At 62.9% G+C, this 2,623-nt stretch carries 2 protein-coding genes and 1 pseudogene; 2 read left to right on the forward strand and 1 reads right to left on the reverse strand.

What is annotated here, in order from left to right:
* A pseudogene (locus AMD30_RS25170) lies at positions 1 to 301 on the forward strand (IS3-like element ISAar45 family transposase); the annotation flags it as partial.
* Between the two features lie 105 nt (positions 302 to 406).
* Positions 407 to 757: an integrase core domain-containing protein gene (locus AMD30_RS24105; protein ID WP_005194698.1), complete on the forward strand. Its 351-nt coding sequence runs from the start codon at positions 407 to 409 to the stop codon at positions 755 to 757.
* Between the two features lie 323 nt (positions 758 to 1,080).
* Here AMD30_RS24105 and AMD30_RS24110 read toward each other — a convergent pair.
* Positions 1,081 to 2,339 (reverse strand): IS3 family transposase gene (locus AMD30_RS24110; protein WP_085949121.1). Its coding sequence is split into 2 segments (ribosomal slippage): positions 1,081 to 1,994 and positions 1,994 to 2,339, totalling 1,260 coding nucleotides; the frame shifts between segments, so codons are not numbered across the junction.
* Positions 2,340 to 2,623: the final 284 nt, after the last annotated feature.

Below are 2,623 nucleotides of genomic sequence, written 5' to 3' on the forward strand. Positions count from 1 at the left end.
CCGTCGTGGTGAGGTGGCCGGCTGCATCGTTCACTCGGATCGAGGGTCACAGCTCCGGTCGCGGAAATTCCTACACGCCTTGAATACTCACGGTCCAACGGGGTCGATGGGCAAGGTCGGGGCGTGAGGGGACAACGCAGCTATGGAGATCTTCTTCGCGCTCCTGCAACGCAACGTGCTCGACCGTCAACGCTGGGACACCCGTGAACAGCTACGGATCGCAATCGTCACCTGGATCGAACGGACCTACCACCGCCGGCGCCGGCCACCACATCGGCCGAGAATCAGACCCGGCGGCTGATGCGACTGGCCGGGGTCCGCGGAGTGCAGCGGGCAGCGAAGGCTTTCACCACCCGTCCCGACCCGACCACGGCCAGACCTACCGACCGAGTTCAGCGACAGTTTCGTGCCGATCGACCCAACCAGCTACGGGTCGTCCCAGCTATGGGTCGTCGACATCACCTGCGTGCGAACCTGGCAGGGCTTCGCCTACACCGAATTTGTCACCGATGCCTGCACCCGCGTGATCGTCGGTTGGCATGTTGCGGCTACCATACGGACCGAGCTGATCAGGCAGCGTCGGCCTTGGCGCACCGTCGAGCAGGTGGGGCTTGCCACCTGCGAATGGGTCTGGTGGTACAACCAACAGCGTCTACACGAAGCGCTCGACTATCAACCACCCACAGAGTTCGAGGCCGCCCTCAACGGCGCCTCAGCTATCTGCGAGTCGGCCGCCCCGGCCCTCGCAACCACATAGGAACTAAACCTGGGGTACTTCATGGTCTTGCGTCGACCAAATGAACCCCCAATACATATCGCTGGCCTATGCCGACCGGCTGATCGAGTTTAAAGTCGACCCCTCGGTCAGCACTGTGCGCGACTCCTCCGACAACACTCTCGCCGAAGCGTCAGGTACCGCGAGTGTCATTTGCCACGGTGAAGGGACCGCTGTGAGCTGATTTTTGCCATCGGGATGGGACCACCTGGATTGCCAGTTATGGGACCACCGGCGCGTTGCGCTGGTGGTCTCTTGTTTTGTCCGTTGGGCCTTGACCCCGGATCTTGGACACAGGGTGGGATTTATGCTGCGTGTAGAAGTGTAGCAGCGTAACGGTTTTCGTAGGTGAGTGGTGATTGGTGCCCGCACCACGAGTGTCTTCGGCGGTTGTTGTAACGCACGAGCCACCCAAAGACTTCACGCCGGCAGGTGAACTCATCGGGCCAGGACTGCTCATCTTGAAGGACCTCGCGTTTGAGCGTGGCGTTGAACGACTCGGCCATCGCATTGTCGGCGCTGGTGCCCACCGCTCCCATGGACTGGGTCACGCCGAGTTCAGCGCACAGGTTGGCGTAGGCCTTGCTGGTGTAGACCGAGCCGTGATCGGAGTGAAAGACCGCTCCCGACAACGACCCTCGCGTCTGTTGTGCCGCTTGCAAGGCATCGGCAACGAGATCGGTGCGCATATGATCGGCCACCGCCCACCCCGTCAACCGTCGGGAGTAGCAGTCGATCACCGTAGCCAGGTACAGGTTGGAGCCATCGGCGATCGGCAGATACGTGATATCGCCGACATACACCCGGTTCGTGGCGGGCGCGGTGAAATCGCGTTCCACCAGGTCAGGGACTATGCGATCGGCAGGTTCAGGGATCGTGGTGACCACACGACGGCGCCGCCGATAACCGACAATGCCGTGGGCGCGCATCACCCGCGCCACCCGTTTGTGATTGACCCGGTTCTCCAGCGCCACCCCATCGTTGAGTTCCGCGGTAATCCGCGGTGCACCACAGGTGCTGTCACCATCGTGAACCTCACGAATACGTTGCGCCAAAACATGATCAGCTTCCGCACGAGCCGCCCGGCGCGGGGCCGCCTTGCGCCAGGCGTAAAACGACGAACACGCGATCTCGAGGAGATCGCATAGCCACTTGACCGGGTAGGTGTCGAGGTGGTCGGCGACGAACTGGAAGCGGCTCACCAGTTCGTCTCCCCGGCGAAATACTTGGCCGCCTGACGCAAAATCTCCCGTTCGGTGCTCAGCTTGAGCTTCTCGCTACGCAGTGCCGCGTTCTCCCTCTCCAACCGTGCGATCTTGGCCTCAGCGCTTTCTGGCCCCACCACAGCGGGCCCATCGCCGTTGCGGGCCTTGAGCGGGCTGACCGCCCCGCTGCCATCGGCAGCGGTCTTGCGGCCGGTGCCGTAGCGCTCAAGCCAGTGACGCAACGTGCCGCGCTCGACCCCAAGATCGGCGGCGATACCGCGCACCGTGGCCCCGGGGGTCGACTCGTACAAGTCCACCGCGTCCTGACGAAACTGCTCTGAATAGTGTCTCCGAGCCATACCTTGATCATCTCGCTTCTCCCCGCGAACTGCGGGATTCAACGTGTCCAAGGTCCGGGGTCAGGTCCCGTTGACTCGGCCGTGACGAGCAGTCATGGAAGGGGCGGCGGCATGGGCTATCGGGAGGTTGCTGTGGAAGAGATCAGAGAAGTCCTGCGGTTGTGGCTGGGTCTGGCGGTGGGGTTACCGTCGCCGGGGCTGCGCACGATCGCCGCGCATGCGGGGGTGTCCGTGGCCATGAGAAAGTCCCCACTGGTGGGGGGTTGAGGTTCCCCCCGAACCGT

The sequence above is a fragment of the Gordonia sp. HS-NH1 genome, from assembly GCF_001418765.1.
Classification (GTDB): domain Bacteria; phylum Actinomycetota; class Actinomycetes; order Mycobacteriales; family Mycobacteriaceae; genus Gordonia.